At 62.6% G+C, this 17,722-nt stretch carries 23 protein-coding genes and 1 other annotated feature; of the genes, 12 read left to right on the top strand and 11 right to left on the bottom strand.

The annotated features are described in order from the left end of the window. Positions 1-271 precede the first annotated feature (271 nt). The 10 genes from PAM7066_RS05610 to PAM7066_RS19605 form a co-directional block, all read right to left on the bottom strand. A complete protein-coding gene (locus tag PAM7066_RS05610) occupies positions 272-1,024 on the bottom strand; it encodes an IolE/MocC family protein (protein ID WP_085853154.1) in 753 nt (250 codons plus the stop codon). After that, the gene (locus PAM7066_RS05605) at positions 1,024-2,073 is read right to left on the bottom strand and encodes a DUF294 nucleotidyltransferase-like domain-containing protein (protein WP_175484565.1); all 1,050 of its coding nucleotides are present in this window, start codon (positions 2,071-2,073) and stop codon (positions 1,024-1,026) included. Before PAM7066_RS05605 ends, PAM7066_RS05610 begins: the two co-directional genes overlap by 1 nt. Before the next feature lie 288 nt (positions 2,074-2,361). Continuing rightward, entirely contained in the window at positions 2,362-2,595 is a 234-nt protein-coding gene (locus PAM7066_RS19620) for a hypothetical protein (protein ID WP_370738079.1), read from the bottom strand. Further along, positions 2,524-2,677 (bottom strand) — a sequence feature (AL1L pseudoknot). It overlaps the preceding gene by 72 nt. 61 nt (positions 2,678-2,738) lie before the next feature. Next, the gene (locus tag PAM7066_RS19615) at positions 2,739-2,957 is read right to left on the bottom strand and encodes a transposase (protein ID WP_370738078.1); all 219 of its coding nucleotides are present in this window, start codon (positions 2,955-2,957) and stop codon (positions 2,739-2,741) included. Between the two features lie 143 nt (positions 2,958-3,100). Continuing rightward, the gene (locus PAM7066_RS05595; protein WP_085853152.1) at positions 3,101-3,808 is read right to left on the bottom strand and encodes a recombinase family protein; all 708 of its coding nucleotides are present in this window, start codon (positions 3,806-3,808) and stop codon (positions 3,101-3,103) included. Between the two features lie 78 nt (positions 3,809-3,886). Further along, positions 3,887-4,390 (bottom strand): phage terminase small subunit P27 family, encoded by a 504-nt coding sequence (locus PAM7066_RS05590; protein ID WP_085853151.1) that lies wholly within the window; start codon positions 4,388-4,390, stop codon positions 3,887-3,889. Beyond that, complete coding sequence (locus tag PAM7066_RS05585) at positions 4,374-4,805, bottom strand: hypothetical protein (protein ID WP_085853150.1); 432 nt, start codon at positions 4,803-4,805, stop codon at positions 4,374-4,376. The genes PAM7066_RS05590 and PAM7066_RS05585 overlap by 17 nt, the downstream gene beginning before the upstream one ends. Before the next feature lie 2 nt (positions 4,806-4,807). After that, a complete protein-coding gene (locus tag PAM7066_RS05580) occupies positions 4,808-5,026 on the bottom strand; it encodes a DUF7220 family protein (protein WP_175484566.1) in 219 nt (72 codons plus the stop codon). An 11-nt stretch (positions 5,027-5,037) separates the two neighbouring features. Beyond that, positions 5,038-6,252, bottom strand: a complete 1,215-nt coding sequence (locus PAM7066_RS19610) for a phage terminase small subunit P27 family (RefSeq protein WP_085853148.1) — start codon at positions 6,250-6,252, stop codon at positions 5,038-5,040. A gap of 3 nt (positions 6,253-6,255) precedes the next feature. Beyond that, positions 6,256-6,879 (bottom strand): ParB/Srx family N-terminal domain-containing protein, encoded by a 624-nt coding sequence (locus PAM7066_RS19605; RefSeq protein WP_085853147.1) that lies wholly within the window; start codon positions 6,877-6,879, stop codon positions 6,256-6,258. 279 nt (positions 6,880-7,158) lie between these two features. Here PAM7066_RS19605 and PAM7066_RS05565 point away from each other — a divergent pair, with 279 nt between their 5' ends. The 11 genes from PAM7066_RS05565 (at position 7,159) to PAM7066_RS05510 (ending at position 16,693) form a co-directional block, all read left to right on the top strand. Next, on the top strand, positions 7,159-7,818 hold the full coding sequence (locus PAM7066_RS05565) for a hypothetical protein (protein ID WP_139214945.1): 660 nt from the start codon (positions 7,159-7,161) through the stop codon (positions 7,816-7,818). After that, a complete protein-coding gene (locus PAM7066_RS05560) occupies positions 7,802-8,533 on the top strand; it encodes a hypothetical protein (RefSeq protein WP_085853145.1) in 732 nt (243 codons plus the stop codon). Before PAM7066_RS05565 ends, PAM7066_RS05560 begins: the two co-directional genes overlap by 17 nt. A gap of 475 nt (positions 8,534-9,008) precedes the next feature. Further along, on the top strand, positions 9,009-9,731 hold the full coding sequence (locus PAM7066_RS05555) for a hypothetical protein (RefSeq protein WP_139214946.1): 723 nt from the start codon (positions 9,009-9,011) through the stop codon (positions 9,729-9,731). After that, the gene (locus PAM7066_RS05550) at positions 9,724-10,932 is read left to right on the top strand and encodes a hypothetical protein (protein WP_085853143.1); all 1,209 of its coding nucleotides are present in this window, start codon (positions 9,724-9,726) and stop codon (positions 10,930-10,932) included. Before PAM7066_RS05555 ends, PAM7066_RS05550 begins: the two co-directional genes overlap by 8 nt. Positions 10,933-10,998: 66 nt before the next feature. After that, the gene (locus tag PAM7066_RS05545) at positions 10,999-11,595 is read left to right on the top strand and encodes a hypothetical protein (RefSeq protein ID WP_085853142.1); all 597 of its coding nucleotides are present in this window, start codon (positions 10,999-11,001) and stop codon (positions 11,593-11,595) included. 190 nt (positions 11,596-11,785) lie between these two features. Continuing rightward, the gene (locus PAM7066_RS05540) at positions 11,786-12,010 is read left to right on the top strand and encodes a helix-turn-helix domain-containing protein (protein ID WP_085853141.1); all 225 of its coding nucleotides are present in this window, start codon (positions 11,786-11,788) and stop codon (positions 12,008-12,010) included. Beyond that, positions 12,007-13,023: a hypothetical protein gene (locus PAM7066_RS05535; protein WP_139214947.1), complete on the top strand. Its 1,017-nt coding sequence runs from the start codon at positions 12,007-12,009 to the stop codon at positions 13,021-13,023. The genes PAM7066_RS05540 and PAM7066_RS05535 overlap by 4 nt, the downstream gene beginning before the upstream one ends. After that, positions 12,975-14,327, top strand: coding sequence for a phage/plasmid primase, P4 family (locus PAM7066_RS05530; protein ID WP_085853139.1), 1,353 nt, complete (start codon positions 12,975-12,977; stop codon positions 14,325-14,327). Before PAM7066_RS05535 ends, PAM7066_RS05530 begins: the two co-directional genes overlap by 49 nt. 187 nt (positions 14,328-14,514) lie before the next feature. Further along, complete coding sequence (locus PAM7066_RS05520; RefSeq protein WP_085853137.1) at positions 14,515-14,970, top strand: DUF2924 domain-containing protein; 456 nt, start codon at positions 14,515-14,517, stop codon at positions 14,968-14,970. After that, complete coding sequence (locus PAM7066_RS05515) at positions 14,967-16,292, top strand: recombinase family protein (RefSeq protein ID WP_085853136.1); 1,326 nt, start codon at positions 14,967-14,969, stop codon at positions 16,290-16,292. The genes PAM7066_RS05520 and PAM7066_RS05515 overlap by 4 nt, the downstream gene beginning before the upstream one ends. An 83-nt stretch (positions 16,293-16,375) precedes the next feature. Next, complete coding sequence (locus PAM7066_RS05510) at positions 16,376-16,693, top strand: hypothetical protein (protein ID WP_306456057.1); 318 nt, start codon at positions 16,376-16,378, stop codon at positions 16,691-16,693. Positions 16,694-16,717: 24 nt separating this feature from the next. Here the strand turns inward: PAM7066_RS05510 and PAM7066_RS05505 are convergent, their stop codons facing one another. Next, complete coding sequence (locus PAM7066_RS05505; protein ID WP_217639921.1) at positions 16,718-17,383, bottom strand: hypothetical protein; 666 nt, start codon at positions 17,381-17,383, stop codon at positions 16,718-16,720. A gap of 68 nt (positions 17,384-17,451) precedes the next feature. Here PAM7066_RS05505 and PAM7066_RS19125 point away from each other — a divergent pair, with 68 nt between their 5' ends. Further along, the gene (locus PAM7066_RS19125) at positions 17,452-17,703 is read left to right on the top strand and encodes a hypothetical protein (RefSeq protein ID WP_217639922.1); all 252 of its coding nucleotides are present in this window, start codon (positions 17,452-17,454) and stop codon (positions 17,701-17,703) included. The last annotated feature ends 19 nt before the right edge of the window (positions 17,704-17,722 follow it).

The following is a 17,722-nucleotide window of genomic DNA, read 5'->3' as shown; positions in this document are numbered from 1 at the left end:
GCATAAACCTCCACACCTAGCGATCTGAAAAACGAATTCGTAGCACACATTGCGTAACGCACTCCCCATCTTGAGAAAGGTACGTCTCGCAATCACGCAGATGCCCGACAACGTGGGGCGCAGTCACCGCTTACACCTCTACAGTCGAGCCAGTTTTAAGTTGAGCCGTGACGCTGCTCTTGCCGAGTGGCACGGCCTCACCACAGAATAACAGCTGCCTCCGTTGGAATTGAGACTGGTTCGCATTGGCCTGACATCACCAAATGCAGACCTACGCCAAGCTTAGCCTAAGGCCGCCGCGCTCAGCAGAGCCCTTGGAATTCCACTGCTCGCTCAGAGGCTCAAATATCTTCCCTACTCTAAGCAACTCGGTCGCAATATGTCGTTCCTCCACAATTGATTCTACGATGATCGGTACCCTAGACATAACATCGGCAAAAGGCTTATAGGCCAACTGGGCTGCATAAGAGACCCCGAAATGTTTGCCCCGACTATTGAGTTCGCTGATATGAACTTGCGCTAATCTGCTTCCAAACCGTTCAAGAATGCGAGCGGCCTCCATCATCGTTGGATCTACTTGCCTCGCATGGGCAATATCAAAGCACAGCTTCGCCTCAGTTACCTCATTGAAAAAGCCTTCCAGCTCATCGGCGGTTCGACCCGTTTTCCTTCTGGAGTCGAGGTTCTCCAAGCAGAGATACGATCCTAGCCGCCGCCAAGCTTTAGCACTAACTATGGTGTCCGGATGAACCACGATGTTCAAACCAAGATCGGCTACGTACATTAACTGCTCTACCAGCGCGACCTCATCCTCGAAGTTAGTCGGCGCATGAAAGCTAACGTAGCGGTACTGGTTTCTTATCGCCCCTAGGAGCGGTTGTAGCGCGTCTAAAAGCTTCGGGAGTTCGACAGCGCGAAGAGCCGACAGCTCAACCGCACTAGCCTTTGTTTCATTTAGCAGCTTCAAGGCGTGATTAAAATCACTGAGCGCCAAAGCACCCGTCGAAAATCCGATCGTCAGCATCAGAACACTCCATATTTCTTTATGAGGTCGGCGACACGTTTGTCCGATTCAAACATAAGCTTCAATAGCGCGCTATCGAAATCGATAGCAATCTCTCGTGCGTTAAGAAACACCGGGTTCTCATATGCTTCCTCGGGACTCAGGGACTCAAGTGTCTCACGAGCTTCATTTTCAGTGAGCAGAGACAGGAACCTGTCATAGTTGCCCAATATGTCATCTGCTAAATTGGGGGCGTGCTCCTTAACCAGCAGAGCCAGCGACTCGAGCGGAGGTCGCTGTGTCCACAGAAGGAGGTGCTCCTTGAGCTTTAGGCTGCGAAACGCATCGGTATCACTGCCTTCATCGTTCAGTGCCCACGTCGCGCACATGAAAAGCCCAGACACAAAGAGCAATTTGCGCGACATTCGAAGCTTGATGTTGCGAAGGGCCCACTTTTCGCCCCCTCTTTCGCGATGCTTGTTCGCGTAGTCGACGGCCATAGTTCGCCAGAAGCGGACGACGTCGTTCAGAAGGAACCTTGGAATCCTCCCTTTTTGCTCGTCTGGGCGGATGAAGCTTGCGTCTTCTTCGACATACCTCGTAATGATGCCTCGGATGATGCGGCTATGAACAATTTGACTCGCGGACTCGGTGATAGGCGCGGACTCAAGCAACAATAATAATCTTCGGGTCATGTTTCTGTTTGTGTCCTCGTCGTCGCCGATAGCGTGAATCAGCTCATGGCTGAATACGAGGCCGCCGAAAACACCAGTCGGGCCAGGTCTGCCGAAGCCAGCTTTCTCCACTTCAATTTTTATTTCTCGGGCGATTTGCAGGTGCTGGGAGTTCGCTTGGCCGTCAATCAACACTGCCCAGTCAAGATCGCTGCCCAAGGTAAACTCGCGTCTTGCTAAAGAGCCAAAGACAATCAGTCCGCCCTCGTCGGTCGGGAGCAGGCCCCTCACGGCGTCCGTCAGCAGAGCCAGCTTTCGGCGGCTAAGGTCCTCGGCTGCTGTTATGTTGGGCCAGCGGGTGGTGTCAGGGCCGCGAAGCTCGTTGAGGGCGCTCATCTCTCTGTCCGATCTTAGTGGGAGCTGCAAACTGTGTCCGGGCATCTCTCCCCTACAGCGAGGTAGTACTCAAGGGCGACTTGTCCGGATCGCGCTGTTCAAAGCCAACCGGCTCATAGTAGCAACTTCTTGAGGTTTGGGCTGCGATATGTTTGCTCGGCTTGTCGGGAGGGCAAGTTAGCGGGCGGCCCGCGCTGCCTCGGGACGACATATTGCTGCGCATCTTTGTACGTCGTTGATCCCCCTGTCCGAACCTGGAGCGCGTGAACGTGCCGGTGACACTGATCGTCAGCCGCAAGGTGCCTCCAGCATTGCCCTTCCGCCGCCACTGGTGAAGCTGGCGGAGACCTTCACGCGCAGGATCTCGGGTTGCAGTGCTGCGTCACGCCGCGCACGATCCGACAGCCGGGTCGGATCGGCCCGCTTGCCCAGATGATCGTAATAAGTGGACGGGGCAATCGGCAGGACGTTGCAGATCGGCTCGACCCCATGCTCCCCACGATGCATGTCGATGAACGACACCATCACTTCGACCGGCGGTCGAGCATCTCAGGCAGCGCTTGAAGCGATGCCGCTGCTGCCTTCGATCATCGCAAAATAAGCTGATGCTTTGCGCATTATCTCATTGGCTTGGCGCAGCTCGCGGTTCTCCCGCTCCAGCGCCTTCAGTTCTCGGCCGTGTCGCTCGGGATGCCTGCTCGCGTGCCGCTGCTCACCTCGGCCTTCTTCACCCAGGCGTTAAGCGTGTTGGCCGAGCAGCCGATCTTAGCCGCGATCGAGACAATCGCCTGCCAGCGAGACTCATGCTGCCCTTCGTTGTCGAGAACCATTCGCACCGCTCGCTCGCGGACCTCGGGGAAGAATTTGCTCGTCGTCTTGCTCATGATGGCTCCATCTTACTCAAGAGTTGGAGCCTCCGGCAGACCCGGGGCGGTTCAGCGACACTTGCCTCTCGCGAGGAACGTCGCTAGCCCATCGTGTCTTCGGACCCGGCATCAAGCGACAGATTGCTTGGTATTGGTAGGCTTTAAGCAAGGCCACCACGGTAGAGCCGCCTCAGCAAGTTCCGCACTGTCGACACATGCCACTGCCCGCCGCGCCGCGTCCTGATCCCGCGCGCGTTCAGTTCAGCCACCACTGCCCGCAAGGAGGTGCTCCCTGCCGCCCTGATCTCTTCGACCACCGGCATCACCTCCACCGCGAAGGCATCCGCGTTGCACCTGACGGCCTCCCGCAGCGCCGCACCGCCCTTGCCGGCCCGTCTGAGCGCCGCAGCACCGTTGGGGTTGCCCAGCTTCACGCCCCGCGCCTTCGCCGCTGCCAACGCCTCCTTCGTACGCCGGGAGATCGCCTCGCGCTCTTGCTGGGCGACCAGCGCCATGATGCCGACGGTCAGGTCGTTGGCCTCCGGCAGGTCGCAGGCGACGAAGCGGACGCCGCTGCCCTGCAGGGTCAGCAGGAAGGCGGCGTTGCGGCTGAGGCGATCCAGCTTGGCGATGACCAGTGTGGCGCCTGTGAGACGCGCCAGGTTCAGCGCCTTCTCCAGTTCCGGACGGTCGTTCCTGCGCCCGCTCTCGATCTCGGTGAAGCGCGCCAGAACTTCAACTCCCCTGGACACGGCGAAGTCGTCGATGGCCTTTCGTTGGGCGGCGAGCCCCAACCCGGACCGACCCTGCCGGGCCGTCGAGACCCGCTCGTAGGCCACCAATCTGAGCGCCGGTATTTCCCTGACCATGTACACACCTGCCTGACGTTCGTTGCGCAGGTGTGTACGTCGCTCGGGAGCCGGACGAAGTGTAGTCCCAGGTGCGCCTCAGAGCCTCTCGTCCAGTTCGATCGCGTCCGGCCGATCCTCGACGATGTTGCCCAGCGCGTCCCGGCATGTGCCGTCAGAGCCTTCGAAGATGACCTTGAAGACCAGCGGCTCCTCCTCGGCGGAGGGATCAAGGATGTCGGCCAACCTGGTGCGCGAGGTGGGCGTCAGGCCCAGCTCCGCCATGTACCGCCCCATCAGCTCCAGCTGCTTGTTCGCGATCCCGATCCAGGGCGACTGCTGCACGTAGCCCGACGGCGTCTTGAGAAGCTTCGGGGTCTCGCTCTGTTTCCTGACGGCCTCGACCCATTGGCTGTAGGAATGGCAGTAGGCCGCGAATGCCGCTCGATCGGCGACGGTGAGGATGCCTGCCTCGAAGAGCGGGCTGGCAAGCCTGCGCCATTCCTTGCGGGCGACGTGATCGAGGTGGTCCGGGCAGCGCGGCAGGCCGCCCGCCTTCAGCGCGGGCGCTGCCTTGGGCCGGGGCTTAGGACCGCGTCTCATCGGCGCCTGCCTCCGTCACTCGGTCGACGCCGATGCGCGCCTTCCGTTCGGCGATCTGGTCGAGCATCCGGGCGATCGCGTCGGACGCCTTGCCCTTGTGCTCGATGCTGGCGCCGCCCGAGTGCTGGATCTCGGCCGTCTCCCGCCACCCGGCCTGGGTCTTGAGATAAAAGATCGACGAAGTCGTGCAGCCCGACCGGGCCTTCTGCAGCAGCCCGTTGGCGACATGGGCGATGGCCTTCGCCTTGCCCCTTTTATACCGCGCGAGAACCTCGGGCTCGCGGTCGCAGATCGCCCGGAAGGTATTGCGCGCGATCCCGAAGTAGTCGGCGATCTGCTCCTGGCTCAGAAGAGCCGCGAGCGTTTCGACCTCCGCGCGCTGCGCCTCCGAAAGCGTGATCTGCGGCCGTGCCATGGTCACCCCCTCCCGCGGCCGTAGCGTTCGAAGAAGCGGCGCACCAGATAGCTCCGCGCCAGCGAGACGAGCGTGAAGACGGTCCCGATCAGCAGGTGCCGGTCCATCGACACGCGAAGCCCCAGGGCCGAGAACAGGGCCATCTGCGTCAGAAGCGCCACGATGAACCCGATCGCGACATTCACCGCGGCTTCGGTCAGGGACAATAGGCGTGACTGCATCTTCCTCCTCCTCACTCGAACTGTGCAAACGGATCGTCTGCATCGAGAGTTTGTGCCGCCGAGACCCGGCTGCGGGCCGAGGGCGTGAGACCGAACTCCGACGCGTAGCGCACCATGTCCGCCATCGCCTTGTTGGCCGTGCCGACCAGCGGGTTCTGGATCGCGTTGCCGCTCTGGGTGCGGATGACGAGCCCCGCTGTCACCGCGTCCCGGGCGGCCATGACCCTGAGCGCCCGTTCGGCGGCCACCCACCGACCATAGGCCTGGGCATAGGCCGCCAAGGCTCCGCGATCGAGCGCGGACAGGATGCCCATCTGTGCCATCTCCTCGGTGACCCGCATCCATTCCGCGTGCGCCTCAATGCTCAGATGGTCGGGCGCCTCGGGAACAGCGGGCTCGATCTTTGGCTCGGCCGGGTTCAGGCGATGCGCCCGGGCGGTACCGGTCAGCACCTTTAGCCGGGTCGGCTTCGGTTTCGGGCCACGAGGTGCCATCAACGATGCCCTTCCCTCATTCTGACCCCCGGTCCGAATTGTGGCCGTGCGTGCGTTTTCCGGGACCGCCGGTTTCCGGATCGGAGGCTCCAGAGTTTGACCCTCCCCCCCGGGTGTCGGCGACGGTGGCGAAGGTCTCCCCACTCTCCGCATGGACGCGTCATGCCCGGTGAAGGCCTGCCAGCGCTGCACGGCCACGTCGACATAGGCCGGGTCGAGCTCGACCGCGTGACACACCCGGCCGGTGGTTTCCGCCGCAATGATCGTGGTCCCCGATCCGCAGAACGGCTCATAGACGGCTTGTCCGGGGCTGGAGTTGTTCAGGATCGGCCGGCGCATGCACTCGACCGGCTTCTGGGTCCCATGCACGGTGGCGACGTCCTGGTCCCGGTTCGGGATTGTCCAGAGCGTCGATTGCTTGCGATCGCCTGACCAATGCCCCGTCCCGCGGACAGCGTACCAGGCCGGCTCGTGCTGCCAGTGATAGTGCCCGCGGCTGAGCACCAGGCGCTCCTTGGCCCAGATGATCTGGGACCGGATTTCGAAACCTTCGGCGGCGAGGCTTTCGGCCACCGTGGTTGCGTGCAGCGCCCCGTGCCAGACATAGGCCACGTCGCCGGGGAACAGCGCCCAGGCCTCCCGCCAGTCGGCGCGATCGTCATTTGCGACCTTGCCCGTCCGCTTCGTCTTCGCCGCCCCGGTCTCGTTCCGCCAGGCGGGATCGTAGTTCACGCCCTAGGGCGGATCGCTGACCATCAGGTGTGGACGCACGCCACCCAGCAGCCGGCTCACGTCATCCGAGTTGGTCGCGTCGCCACAGATCAGCCGATGGTTGCCCAGCACCCAGAGATCGCTCGGTCGGCTCACCGGATCGGCCGGTGGTTCCGGCGTCGCCTCTTCTCGCGGGTCGCCGGCGCCATGGTTCAGGAGCGCGTCCAGCTCGGCGCCATCGAAGCCCAGATCACCGAGGTCGATGCCCATCTCGCCCAGATCGGCCAGTTCGAGACCCAGCAGGTCCTTGTCCCACCCGGCCTGCTCGGCCAGCCGGTTGTCGGCGAGAATGTAGGCTCGCTTCTGCGCCTCACTCAGATGCGCCAACTCGATCACCGGCACCCTGTCGAAGCCCAGCTTCCGGGCCGCCAGCACCCGCCCGTGTCCCGCGATGATCCCGTTCGCGCCGTCGACCAGCACCGGGTTGTTGAAGCCGAACTCGCGGATCGAGCCGGCGATCAACGCCACCTGCGCATCGGAATGGGTTCTGGCGTTCCGGGCGTAGGGGACGAGATCGGCCACCGCGCGATGCGCGATCGATTGCGCGCCGGTCGGTCCCTGCGCCTGCTTTGCAACTGCCTTCGCCATGCCCCGCTCCAAATTGTTCGCCTGTCTGCCAGCCTCTCCCGGTCAGTATAGACACCCGCCAAGGCATTGTAATCTTGACATAGTACGCCAGTTGACGACACGATCCGACATTTTCGAAGCCGCGCGGAGCGGCAGCGGAGCTCGGGCTAGCGTGGGCATGGCAGGGGTTGTCGTACGCGAACTCACCCGACGGTGATCGATGCTGCTATTACTAAGCCGCGTCACAGATCAGCCGCCACGACCTTCTCTTCCTGTATTGCCGCTGATAAGATGTCTCAGATGGACAATCCCGATCTCGATACCCGCCGTGACTTGGAGCGGGTCGCCGATTTTCTGGTAGCAATCTCCGCACGTCTTCTTCAGGTCTCCGACCGTAAAGCAGGCGTGGCAATGGGAGTAGCAACCAATGCGGTGGTCGGTTCGGCGTTCGCGGCGTCCATAACCGGCATTGTAGGTTCGCTCGGCACGGCAGGCACAGGGGCGGCCATCGCCGGGCTCTCAGGCGCGGCTAAAACGTCTGCGACGCTTGCGTGGATTGGCGGGATCGTCGGTGGTGGTATGGCCGCCGGAACTGTGGTTCTGGGAGCCGGAGCATTAGGGGCCGGCATCTACGGTTCCATCAGGTTTCGTCGCGTGATCCTCGGCTATGCGCGCCGAAGCGAAGACCTCTCCGAGGCGGAACAGCGGATCGTAGAGGCCGCCGGTGTTTTGACAGTTGCCATTCGCAATGCCCTCGCGGTGGAAGAGCACATCAGTGGACGCGAAGTTGCGGTCCTATCCCGCGTTGCAGTCGAGCCGCTTTTGGCGGACGTCGAAGCGGCTCTCAAGGCGGGGCTGCTCGACGACCTCAACACATTCAATCGGGCTCGCTTGCGAGGACACGTGATCAACCTGCGATCCCACCTGAGGAGGCTCGAGGCCAATGCCGACCCGTCGTAGCGCTGCCGTTGCCATCGCCGTAACCCTGCAAAAGCTCATCGAAGGCAAGACGGCCAGCTGGACCGCCGATCAAGAACTGGTTCTCAGCGCACTACGACGGTCAACATCTAGCTTGTCCGATGCATCCACTTCCGAACTCGGCGAATACCTCCGCGACCTAGACCCGAGCCAACTGCGCGGCGTCGCCGCAAACGTGAAAGGCATCTTCCATGAGATGTTGGTTGTCCGAGCCGAAAACCTCGATGGCGACACCGTCACGGCGCGGATTTTTGAACAAACCAATCACCCGGGAGCAGATATCGAGTTCGTCATCGATGGGGACGTGATCGGCGAGGTACAGTTGAAGGCTGTGCAGGACCCAGCTGCCATCGCAGAGCATTTTGCGCGCTATCCAGATGTCGATGTTTTAGCAACGTCGGAAGTCTATGCTGCCACCGAAGGCGCGTATGCGGGACGTTTGACTGCATCAGGAGTGAGTAACGATGAGATCGCGGCGCTGACGCAAGACACGTTGGAAGACTTGGCCGGAGAGAGCCTGGACGGATTTATTCAGGATGGGATAATTACGTCGGTTCTTGTGAGCGGGGCGCTTCAAGCGCGCGCAGTGTTGCAGGGTAAGGCACCCGATGCGCGGCAAGTCCGATCGACCCTGGAACTTTTGGGTGTCGGTGCGGGAACGGCAGCCACGATGGATGTGCTTCTGAATTTGGCATGACGGGGTGTATGCGAATGGGAGATGGAACAGCGCAGCCGACCGGATGGCGCCGAAGCCATTTCGCCTAATCGACTTGCCATCCGTCCAGGAGGCCTGGCGTTGCTTCCAGCCTTGCCCAAATAGTGGTGGCAGTCCCGCTAAACCAGCACGCCGACTGCCACCACCGGCCACGAGCGGGGCACCCATAGGTAGCGGCTTTGCCCCCCTGATCATGGGCTGGAGACGGTGACCTGCAACGGATGCAACAGATGCAACACGACAATCTGTTTGTTGCTTCGCGCGCCCGCGCGCGAAGACCCATGGTTTTCTCACGTCACATCTGTTGCATCTGTAGCCTGTTGCTCTGCCAGCTTTGACACTTGTTAATCCTCCGGGTTCAAATTGAATGGGCGCGCTGGAGGGAGGACCACCGCTCATGGGACACAATACGCTCGGTGTCCTGCCTCGGAGCAGGCACTGGCAGGACGTCGTCCGCTTGCTCGATGCCGGCGCTGCGGACAGTGAAGTGGTCGCGGCCAGTGCGCGGGCAGCCGAAAAGGACATGCTCGCCGCCGCAGACGACCCTGTCTTCGTCGAAGCTGTGCGTCTCCTGCTCAATATTCCCCTCGCTGCGCGGTCCGACGATTTCGGGCAAGCGCTTCGGAACATCGGGCTGCCGGTGCACCACCGGCCCGAGCTTCTCGACCTGGTGGCGGCCGTCGCGGAACGGCTCGATGCCGTGCGACGCGAGACACGAACGCGCTCCGATTTCGGCGAGATCGCAGCCCGTGCCCTGACCAGCACCTTGACCATCGCGATTGGCGACGCGCTCCCGGGCCTCTTCGGGGCCACTCCGGACGACGTGCAGGCTGTGGCCCGCAAGATGTCCTGGGCCAAGGGCATCTCAGGGTTCTCGCGGGAATTCTTCGGGACACTCGTTTCCGGGACCCTTTCCTACTGGCTCGACAGAACCCTCGCTCTTCAGGTTGGCGAAGGGCGCCGCTTTCCAACGACCACGGACCGAAACGCCTTCGATCGCGAGCTGGATCAATATTCGAGCGAGGCGACGCGCATCATCAAGGAGTTTTCGAGCGGCTGGTACGGAAAGACGCTGCACCGCGAAGGCGGTTTTCGCACGAAGGACGCCACCATCTTCGGGGCGGTGGCCATGAAGAAGACCGTGGCGGAACTACGTGCCAGGAGCATGATCGATGGGTGAAGCCATCGTGCGGGTCGACGGCAGTCAGACCCCGATCATTGTCCGGATCAACGGGCAACGACCGACCTTCAATCTCGGGACAGATGCCCTGCAGGCAAAGGCACTTCGTGAGCTTGATCCTGTCCTTCTCGATCTGATGGAGATCGCCTCGACCGTTTTCGCAGCTGACGGAGCAATAGCCCGCGGAGGTGCGACACGCCCGGATATGGGTGCGGGGTGGTATCGCCAGTTCGACTTTGAAATCCCCGTTCGAAACCCGGAGCTCTGGCAGCGACCAGACGTGACCGCGGCGCTATGCGAAGTCGTCGAGACCCTGACGGAAGACAGCGTCAGGTTTCGGTTCACGCAGTCGAACGCAGATCCGATCCTGCAGCCTTATCTCGATCTGGACCCGAACGGCGCCAGCTTCGACGCCGACGAGGTGGTCCTCTTCTCGGGCGGCCTCGATTCCTTCGCAGGCGCCCTGGAGCTTCTCGCAACGACATCGTCGCGGGTGATCCTCGTCACGCACAGGTCTGCACAGAAGGCGATCCCGCGACAGGTCGAACTGGGACAGTATCTGGCGAAGAGATTCCCGGGCCGGGTGCTCCACGTGAATATCCTCGCGCGGCGAACGGATCAGGAAGCGCGAGATTCCACGCAACGGTCTCGCACCCTTCTGTTCGCCGCTTTCGGCCAAGCCGTGGCCCATGCGTTCGGCGCCGGGCGCGTCTCCTTTTTCGAGAACGGCATCGTCAGCCACAACCTGCCGCTCAGCCCACAGATCGTCGGAACCATGGCGACCAGAACGACGCATCCGCTCACGTTGAGGACCATCAATCGCCTCATGCAAGTGGTTCTTTCTGAACCCGTTGGGATCGAGAACAAGTACCAGTGGCTGACGAAAAGCGAAGTCGTTTCACGGATCGAGCAGTACGGAGCCGCCAAACAGATTGTGCGCGCCGTCAGTTGCACGAGCATTCGCGAGCAGAACAGCCTCCACACTCATTGCGGGGCCTGCACGCAGTGCTTCGATCGGAGGTTCGCCATCCTCCATGCGGGGTTGGCCGACTACGATCCCGAAGAAATCTATGGCACGGACATCTTGTTCGGGGAACGCACCACCCATCGGGCGATCACGATGGCGGTCGAATGGACGAGCCACGCCCTTCGGCTAGGCGACCTCGACGAGCAGGCTTTCATGACGGCTTTCGGCCACTAGGCCAGCCGGATTTTCCGGGGCCATCCTGACCTCCCGCGCAAAACGGCGCTCGATCTCACCCTTCAAATGCATCAGCGGCACTCGAACGCCGTCAAGAGCGTTCTTGAGCAGGTGCTTCGCGACCGCGCTTCCGACCTCGCGTCCCGGCAGATTCCCGCATCATCGCTCGTGGTTCTCCACCTGTCTTCAGGCGGCGGATTGGTCGGGCAGGTACCAGAGTTCCGGCAAGCGTCGGTGCCGCGCATTTTCATCGGGGAAGTCGATGAAGTGGACCAGGTGCCGGAACCTGGCGCCCCTTTGCAGGTGGCTTTCTCCGTGGATGGAAACCGACATATCGTGGACGTGATCGGGCTGGCGACGCTAAGGGGACCGTCTGCCCGTGTCCCACATGCGCTGAAGCCCTCCTTCGACGACGACAGACGCAACGGAGTTGCCCCCGCGGACTACCGTTACACGATGGGAACGAGGCTTCCTGACATGGGCGGGATGAACAAAAGAACGATACGGAAAGCTGTTGAACGTTGCCGCAAGCAACTCGCCCAGGGATACGAGGAGATCCATGGCGAGCCGCCGGTCGAACCTCTCCTGATCCAGACCCGGGTATCGAAGGGCTATCGCCTCGACCCATACATCATCGTCCTACCGGCGAATCGGGCACCCTGAGTCGCGGTGAACCCGGGCATAGGTATTGAACTGGCTCGCCCGCTTGTCACGTCGCAGGTGCGTTTGTCACGCCAGAGGGACTTGACCGAGCGGATCTACCAGAAGCGCGGATTCGACTGTCACGCCGAGGCCCCGTCATGTCACGCCGCCAGCCGCCAAACCTGCCTGTTTCGGCTGTATTTTCGCTGGCATGGCAAACGATCCAAACACATCACCCGGTTTCGAAAACCCACGGCTCTTGATCCGCGAGCGCGAGCTTGCCGAGCGTTGGAGCACGTCCCAGCGGACGCTGCAGCGCTGGAGAGCCGAGGGCAAAGGTCCCGCGTACATTCTGATCGGCGGCGCGATCCGCTACAGAATGGCAGACATCGCAGACTTTGAGGACAGGATGCGATGCGGCGGGGGCAAGCCATGACCGCGCCCCGGACCTCTTCCCTCGGCGCGACGGTCGAGGCGCAATCCATCCGCAGGTACTGCGACATTGTATTTGGCTATCTGGACGGCCTCGTCCCGATCCGGCTCCTCCCGGAAACCGGGACCCCGGACCAGAAGCCACGCCTCGAATTTCCCGGCACTGCCTCGGTCACCGACCGCCTGATCAGTATCGCGTCCGCGGCGGCGGAGCAGCAACGCGGCGTCTTCGTCGTTCCGGGCACCGTCATATCCCCCGGATCGGCGAAGGCAAAAGACATCCAACAGACGGGTGTCATCCTCGTGGATCTCGATCACGGGGACATTTCGGCGAAGTTCGCACATCTCGCTCAATACGTCGGGCCTCCATCGCTCGAAGTGGCCTCCGGTGGGGTCGCGGATGACGGGCAGACAAAGCTCCACCTTTACTGGCGCCTGACCGAAGCCGCCGTGGGTACGGACGCGGCTCGCGTCGCAGCACTGCGTGGTATGCTTGCTTCAAAGGTGGCCGGCGATCCCGCCTTTGGAAGCATCCATCAGCCCATCCGGGTCGCCGGGACCATTCACGGCAAGAATGGTCGACGCACAGGCGTCCGCATTCTCTCCGACAGGCCCAGAGAATACGAACTCACGGAAATCGCCGAGGCCATCGCGGCCATGCCGCCGATGCCCGGTCTCCCGGTCCCGCAAGACAGGGCCCGACGCTGCCCGGGCGGACGGACCCCGCATGACTTGGCGAGGACGCGGATAGCGGCGGGAGGGGTGAACGGGGAGACACGCTTTGTCGCCTTGTCGAAGGTGATCGGCCATTGGATTCGCAACGCGCGCAGGGGCGTCTGTACGATCGAGGAGGCGTGGACTGCTGTCGAGGACCATAACGCCGCCATGATTGCTCCGCCGTGGGAGGTGACCTACCTCAGACGGGAGTTCGACGCATTGCTGGCAAGGACACCGCTGAAAAGGGCCCCATGCGCGTGCAGGCGCAGCCGGAACAAGAGCAGATTGCGCCTGCTCTGAGTGACGATGCCATCGCGGCGGAATTCGTCTCAGTTCACGGACAGAACTGGAAACACGTCGCCGCCTGGGGGGCCTGGTATCGGTGGTCCGGCACGGTCTGGGAACGCGACGAGACGGGCCTGGTGCGGGAAATGGTGCGCCAGGTCTGTCGCTCAGCGGCGCAACAAGCGGACAAGCCTGCCGAAGCACGCCACATCGCAAGCGACAGGAAGATGTCGGCCGTGCTGCGCGTCGCGGCCGCCGATCCCGGGATTGCCGTGGCCCCATCACGATGGGACGCCCACCCAATGTTGCTTAACACACCTTCGGGCATGGTCGATCTGGCGACAGGGGAAATCGGTCCACACGACCCCGATCTCCTCATCAGCCAGATGACGACCGCGTCCTCAGGCGGCGATTGCCCTCGTTGGAGCACGTTCCTGCACGAAATCACCGACGGGTATGCCGACCTGCAGGCCTATCTCGCGCGTCTTGCTGGCTATTGCCTTACGGGATCGACGAGGGAGCAAGCATTCGCGTTCCTCCATGGCCACGGAGCGAACGGCAAGTCCGTCTTCCTTCAGACACTGGCCTCGATCATGGGCAACTATGCCTCCACCGCTACGCTCGACACGTTCATGGCGTCGAAAAGCGAGCGCCACCTGACGGAATTGGCCGGACTTCGCGCCGCACGACTGGTCCTTGTGCCCGAGACCGAGGCCGGGCGCAGCTGGGCGGAGGCACGCATCAAGGCAGTTACCGGTGGGGAAAGACTGCGCGCAAATTTCATGCGCCGCGATCACTTCGAGTTCGAGCCGCAGTTCAAGCTCATCGTCGCTGGCAATAATCGCCCCGCACTCAATGGCGTGGGCGAGGCAATGCGCCGTCGCCTCCACCTCGTGCCATTCACCGTCACCATTCCACCTGAGCGTCGCGACCCCCGCCTCGTGGAGAAGCTCCTCGCCGAGCGTGACGGCATCTTGGGATGGATGCTGGCTGGCTGCGCCGATTGGCAGCGCGAGGGGCTCTCCCCACCGTCATGCATAAGGGCGGCTGCCGAGGAATATTTCGAAGAAGAAGATCTGATCGGGCAATGGATACAGGAGCGCTGCATCTGCGACGGAAAACACAAGGCGCCGGCCGCCCAGCTGTTCCAGTCATGGAAGGCATGGGTCGAGGATGGCGGCTACCCGTCCGGATCGCAAAAGGCTCTCGGCGAGGCCCTTCGCGCACGCGGGTTTGAACCGACCATGGTCCGCCGTCAGCGGGGGTGGGCAGGGATTGGCATCTCACGAAGCTCGGCTTCGACGGAGGTGGGAGAATGAATCCCCTTAATCCGTGTCATCTGAAACCGATGGAGCGCCGTACGGAACTCTGCGCGATCCTCGCCCGGGGACTCGTTCGCCTTCAGCTCCGCCAGTCAAATGAACTCTGCGAACGCCATGGAGATAGTTCGCTTCACTGTCCGGCCGCCCAGAGCGGTCATGCAACTCCAACTCACCGGAGAAATGCATGAACAAGCCCGATCCCATCCCCGCGCGCCTCGCCGCGCTCAAGACCACGCCGACGCATGACCTGAAGAAGCAGTGGCGCGACCTGTTCGACAGCGAGCCGCCGCCGTTCAACCGGCGCTACCTGGAAAGCCGGCTCGCCTACCGTATTCAGGAACTCACCTATGGCGGGCTCAAGCGTGAGACGGTCCGGCGACTGGAGCGCTTGGGAGAGGAACTGGACGGCGGCGACCGCAAGAAGAGCCGCGTCCGCGCCGACCGCGACCGGCCCACCACCGGCACGCGCCTGCTGCGCGAGTGGCAGGGTGTCGAGCAGGTCGTGACCGTCACCGCCGATGGTTTCGAGTGGCAGGGACGGCCCTACAGGTCGCTGTCCGCCATCGCCCGCGCGATCACCGGCACGCGCTGGAACGGCTGGGTCTTCTTCGGGCTGAAAAATCACCGGAGGGGCGCATGACAAAACCACCGGAGAAATCGAAGATCGTCCGCAAGCTGCGCTGCGCGATCTACACGCGCAAGTCGTCCGAGGAAGGGCTGGAGCAGGAGTTCAACAGCCTCCATGCGCAGCGAGAAGCCTGCGAGGCCTACATCGCCAGCCAGCGCTCCGAAGGCTGGGTGCTGGTCCGCGACCAGTACGACGACGGCGGAATCTCTGGCGGGACGCTGGAACGGCCCGGCCTCAAGCAGCTTCTGGAGGACATCGAGGATGGGCTGGTCGACGTGGTCGTGGTTTACAAGATCGACCGCCTCAGCCGCTCGCTCGCCGACTTCGCCAAGCTGGTCGAGGTGTTCGACCGCAACGGCGTGACCTTCGTCTCGGTGACGCAGGCGTTCAACACGACCACGTCGATGGGGCGGCTGACATTGAACATCCTGCTCAGCTTCGCCCAGTTCGAGCGCGAGGTGACGGCCGAGCGCATCCGCGACAAGGTCGCCGCCAGCCGTAAGAAGGGCATGTGGATGGGAGGGGTGCCGCCCTACGGCTACCGGGTGAAAAACCGCAAGCTGGTCGTCGACGAAGAAGCCGCCGCGGATGTCCGCTGGATCTTCGCCCGCTTCCTCGAGATCGGGTCCTGCACGGAATTGGCGCGGGAGGTCGCGAAACGCGGCATCCGCACGCCGCGCGGTAACCGCATCGACAAGAAGTACCTCTACCGGATGCTGAACAACCGCGCCTACATCGGGGAGGCGGTCCACAAGGGAGAAAGCTACCCCGGCGAGCACGACGCCATCATCGACCGAGAGACGTGGGATCGCGTCCACGCCATCCTGCAGGAAAGCCCCCGCAAACGCGCCGCCCGCACCCGCGCCGAGACGCCCGCGCTGCTGAAGGGCCTGTTGTTCGGACCCGACGGCGCGGCATTCTCCCCGACACACACGCGCAAGGGCGAGAGGCTATACCGCTACTACGTCAGCCAGACGGTGCTGAAACACGGCGCCGGGTCCTGCCCGGTCGGCCGCGTACCCGCGGGCGAGATCGAGGCCGCCGTCATCGAACAGCTGCGGGTGGTGTTTCGTCAGCCCGAGATCGTGGCGGGGACGTGGAAAGCAGCACGCGTCCACGTCGACGACGTCACCGAGGCCGACGCCCGGACGGCACTGCAACAGCTTGATCCGCTATGGGACGAGCTATTCCCTGCCGAACAGGTGCGCATCGTGGCGCTGTTGGTCGAGCGCGTGGACATCGGCACGGACGGGCTCAACGTCCGGCTGCGCATCGACGGGCTCAGCGGTCTGGCCCGCGAGATGCTGGCCGGCGACATCGGAGAAGCTGCATGACCCGCGGGGCTCCAATCCCGGAGACGGTCACGCTCCACGTCCCATTTCGCGTCGTGAAGCGTGGTGGCCGGAAGGAGATGCAGATGCCCGAGGGCGCCACGCAACCGCGGCGGACAGACAACACGCTGGTCAAGGCGTTGGCCCGCGCGTTCCGCTGGAAACGGATGCTGGAGTCGGGCGAGTTCGCGTCGATTTCCGAACTGGCTGAGCGAGAGGGCATCGCCTTCACGTACATGGCGCGGCTTATGCGCCTCTCTCTGCTGGCCCCGAAAATCGTGGATGCCATCATGGAGGGCAGCCAGCCTAAGAGCGTCACGCTTGCGAACATGATGGATCCTTTCCCTTTGGACTGGAAGGAACAGCGGATACGATTCCTCCAGCCCGGGACGAGTGACATCTAGCGTCTGGCTCAATCACTCCAGCGTTCACGCCCAGATATCGCCGGCTCGGGTCGTGAAGGCCTTCTTCGCGTCGACATCTGCGACAAACTCAGACCACAAATCCTTGCCCAGCTTTCGACGCGCGAAGGCGCCCGCCATTGCGAGAAACGCCTTGAGCAAAGCGTGCATGTCGTCCACGTACCCGGAAAGGATCGTTTCGGTGCCGGAGCCGTATGCGAGAAAAAGCGCCTCGCGATAGTTCGCCTTGCCGCGGTAGCGGGCTGCCTGGTGAACAAACCCCATGGACCTACGCTTGAACCACTCGTCCAGCAGTGCCCTCGCGTCTTTCGAGCGGAAGTTGCTGACGCCCAACTCCTTGAAGGCGCGATTGCCTTTCAGGTCCTCCTCCGTCTTCCACGCGTACCACTTCGCAGATCCCGACAGATACCCTGCAGCGGCGCCCAGCGCGTCGTCCTTTGTCACCGGGCGCGTCTGAAGCTTGCCGGGGCTGCCATTGCGCAGTGCATCGACCTCCGCCTTGTAGGCCTTCTCCACGAGACTGCTCACTCTCCAGCTGAACGGCGCCAGGGCGAGGCCCCGGCTGGCGATCTGCTCGTCCCACAGCCGCGCCGTCCCAGCATGGTCCTCCCGGAAAGATCCGGATTGCGCGGCGGTCATAGCGCTCGCCGCGTTGGCGATGCGTAGTACCAAGCCAACACTCCGACCCTCGCGTAGTCCGCGGCCGTCGTTCCGCCTCGGAATTGGTCGAGGGCAGAAAGATGATGAAGCCCCAGGAAGATTTGCTCGAGCACGGTGTTCTCGACGCGGATATCCATCTTCCGCTTTCCTTCCTTCGTGTAGAAGGCAGTCGCCGTTCCGAAATCGATCCCTTCGTCCTCCGCAAGGATTCGCAGCGCACGCATCCAGTTGACCGTCGACGGCAGCGCGAACTACGGATCCGGCTTGCCGTCCGGCTCCTTGATGGTGCCCTGTTTGATGATGCGGTCGTACAGCATGGTTTCTCGATCTGACATAAGGATTGCCGCGCCG

The organism is Palleronia marisminoris (assembly GCF_900172315.1).
GTDB lineage: Bacteria > Pseudomonadota > Alphaproteobacteria > Rhodobacterales > Rhodobacteraceae > Palleronia > Palleronia marisminoris.
Note: the sequence above shows the minus strand (reverse complement) of the source record. Positions and strands in the feature narration are given on the sequence as shown.

Excerpts from the sequence above, each read along its gene's own strand:
- PAM7066_RS05545 (WP_085853142.1), top strand. The coding sequence starts at position 10,999 with ATGCATCAGCGGCACTCGAACGCCGTCAAGAGCGTTCTTGAGCAGGTG.
- PAM7066_RS05595 (WP_085853152.1), bottom strand. The coding sequence starts at position 3,808 with ATGGTCAGGGAAATACCGGCGCTCAGATTGGTGGCCTACGAGCGGGTC.
- PAM7066_RS19605 (WP_085853147.1), bottom strand. The coding sequence starts at position 6,879 with ATGGCGAAGGCAGTTGCAAAGCAGGCGCAGGGACCGACCGGCGCGCAA.
- PAM7066_RS19125 (WP_217639922.1), top strand. The coding sequence starts at position 17,452 with ATGATGAAGCCCCAGGAAGATTTGCTCGAGCACGGTGTTCTCGACGCG.
- PAM7066_RS05585 (WP_085853150.1), bottom strand. The coding sequence starts at position 4,805 with ATGGCACGGCCGCAGATCACGCTTTCGGAGGCGCAGCGCGCGGAGGTC.
- PAM7066_RS05560 (WP_085853145.1), top strand. The coding sequence starts at position 7,802 with ATGCCGACCCGTCGTAGCGCTGCCGTTGCCATCGCCGTAACCCTGCAA.
- PAM7066_RS05565 (WP_139214945.1), top strand. The coding sequence starts at position 7,159 with ATGGACAATCCCGATCTCGATACCCGCCGTGACTTGGAGCGGGTCGCC.
- PAM7066_RS19615 (WP_370738078.1), bottom strand. The coding sequence starts at position 2,957 with ATGAGCAAGACGACGAGCAAATTCTTCCCCGAGGTCCGCGAGCGAGCG.
- PAM7066_RS05550 (WP_085853143.1), top strand. The coding sequence starts at position 9,724 with ATGGGTGAAGCCATCGTGCGGGTCGACGGCAGTCAGACCCCGATCATT.
- PAM7066_RS05515 (WP_085853136.1), top strand. The coding sequence starts at position 14,967 with ATGACAAAACCACCGGAGAAATCGAAGATCGTCCGCAAGCTGCGCTGC.
- PAM7066_RS05535 (WP_139214947.1), top strand. The coding sequence starts at position 12,007 with ATGACCGCGCCCCGGACCTCTTCCCTCGGCGCGACGGTCGAGGCGCAA.
- PAM7066_RS05610 (WP_085853154.1), bottom strand. The coding sequence starts at position 1,024 with ATGCTGACGATCGGATTTTCGACGGGTGCTTTGGCGCTCAGTGATTTT.
- PAM7066_RS05520 (WP_085853137.1), top strand. The coding sequence starts at position 14,515 with ATGAACAAGCCCGATCCCATCCCCGCGCGCCTCGCCGCGCTCAAGACC.
- PAM7066_RS05510 (WP_306456057.1), top strand. The coding sequence starts at position 16,376 with ATGCCCGAGGGCGCCACGCAACCGCGGCGGACAGACAACACGCTGGTC.
- PAM7066_RS05605 (WP_175484565.1), bottom strand. The coding sequence starts at position 2,073 with ATGAGCGCCCTCAACGAGCTTCGCGGCCCTGACACCACCCGCTGGCCC.
- PAM7066_RS05580 (WP_175484566.1), bottom strand. The coding sequence starts at position 5,026 with ATGCAGTCACGCCTATTGTCCCTGACCGAAGCCGCGGTGAATGTCGCG.
- PAM7066_RS05540 (WP_085853141.1), top strand. The coding sequence starts at position 11,786 with ATGGCAAACGATCCAAACACATCACCCGGTTTCGAAAACCCACGGCTC.
- PAM7066_RS05590 (WP_085853151.1), bottom strand. The coding sequence starts at position 4,390 with ATGAGACGCGGTCCTAAGCCCCGGCCCAAGGCAGCGCCCGCGCTGAAG.
- PAM7066_RS05530 (WP_085853139.1), top strand. The coding sequence starts at position 12,975 with ATGCGCGTGCAGGCGCAGCCGGAACAAGAGCAGATTGCGCCTGCTCTG.